Raw genomic sequence first — 1,558 nt, forward strand, 5'->3', positions numbered from 1 at the left:
CAGGTTCAGGTCCCACAAAAGGTCTTATAGACGCGGCCATCGCGCGGTGGTGGCTCGGCATAGCTCGCGAAGCCTGGCTGGACTTCGTATGGCTTGCCGAGCACGGTCAGAAGGTCCTCGAACGGTCCGAACTCCTGTTTCCCCACGGCGGCCTCGATGACCGCCTCAACGCGGTGGTTGCGCGGGATAACGGCCGGATTTACGCGCTGCATGGAAGCCCGGCGCACTGAACCTTCCTGCGGCTCTTGCCCGAGCCGTTTGCGCCAGCGCTCGGCCCAGTCGTCATATGGGGCAGGGTCTTCGAAGAGGCTGCGCACCGCGACGTCGCCTTCGGGTCCCATAGCGGCCTCGCTCAGGCGTCGGAAAGTCAGGGTGAAGTCCGCCTTGCCAGCGACCATCCGATCGAGAAGATCCTGCGTCAGCGCAAGATCGCCCTCCCGCTCCGACAAAAGTCCCAACTTGCGACGCAAGCCACTATTATACGCGTCGCTGAACCGTGCTGCGAAGGCAGAAAGCGCCTCTTGGGCCTGCTCCACGGATTTGTCCTGATCCCCAGCCAGGAGGGGCAGCAGACACTCCGCCAGCCGCGTCAGGTTCCACTGGGCGATCGCAGGCTGATTGGCATAAGCGTAGCGACCTAACTGGTCGATCGAGCTGAATACGGTGTTGGGATTGTAGATGTCCAGAAAAGCGCAGGGGCCATAGTCAATCGTCTCGCCGGCGATAGACATGTTGTCGGTGTTCATAACCCCGTGAATGAAGCCGACGAGGAGCCACTGCGCTACGAGGTTCGCTTGGCGCGCAATCACACTCTCCAGCAGTGCCAGGCAGGGGCGAGCAGCGCCCGCAGCATCCGGGTAGTGCCGGGCGATCGCGTGATCAGCGAGAGCCCTCACCGCATCCACGTCCCCGCGCGCCGCGAAGAATTCGAAGGTTCCGATCCGCATGTGGCTGGATGCGACCCGTGTCAGCACTGCGCCTGGCAGGTAGGTTTCTCGTATCACCTCATCACCCGTCATAACCGCAGCAAGCGCCCGAGTGGTCGGAATGCCAAGAGCCGCCATGGCCTCGCTGACAATGTACTCGCGCAGAACGGGGCCAAGCGCCGCCCGCCCGTCGCCGCCGCGGGAAAACGGTGTTCGGCCGGAGCCCTTTAGCTGGATATCCCGGCGCACTCCTTCCTGATCGACGATCTCGCCTAGCAGGATTGCCCTTCCGTCGCCGAGCTGCGGCACGAACTGACCGAACTGGTGTCCGGCATAGGCGGTAGCGATCGGCTCGGCACCTTCGGGAATCCGTTTGCCGGCAAGAATCTCAACACCCGCCTGCGTGGCGAGTTCTACCGGGTTGAGCCCGAGCTGGACGGCCAGCTCCTGGTTAAGCTTGAGGAGGTGCGGTGCAGAGACCGGGGTCGGGGAAACACGCGCATAAAACGAGCTCGGCAGCCGAGCATAGCTGTTGTCAAATGCAAAGCGTACCGTCATTCACACTCCTCAAACATCAACGGCAGTCGCGAGACGCTTCGTCGGTCGCAAAGATTGTTATCAATGACAATAGT

General features: G+C 62.1%; 1 protein-coding gene. It reads right to left on the minus strand.

Annotation, left to right across the window (positions count from 1 at the left end):
• Positions 1-5: 5 nt before the first annotated feature.
• A complete protein-coding gene (locus tag AC0L2B_RS00225) occupies positions 6-1,484 on the minus strand; it encodes a protein adenylyltransferase SelO (protein ID WP_473743641.1) in 1,479 nt (492 codons plus the stop codon).
• Positions 1,485-1,558: the final 74 nt, after the last annotated feature.

Source organism: Mesorhizobium sp. WSM4815, from assembly GCF_055811575.1.

Excerpts from the sequence above, each read along its gene's own strand:
- AC0L2B_RS00225 (WP_473743641.1), bottom strand. The coding sequence starts at position 1,484 with ATGACGGTACGCTTTGCATTTGACAACAGCTATGCTCGGCTGCCGAGC.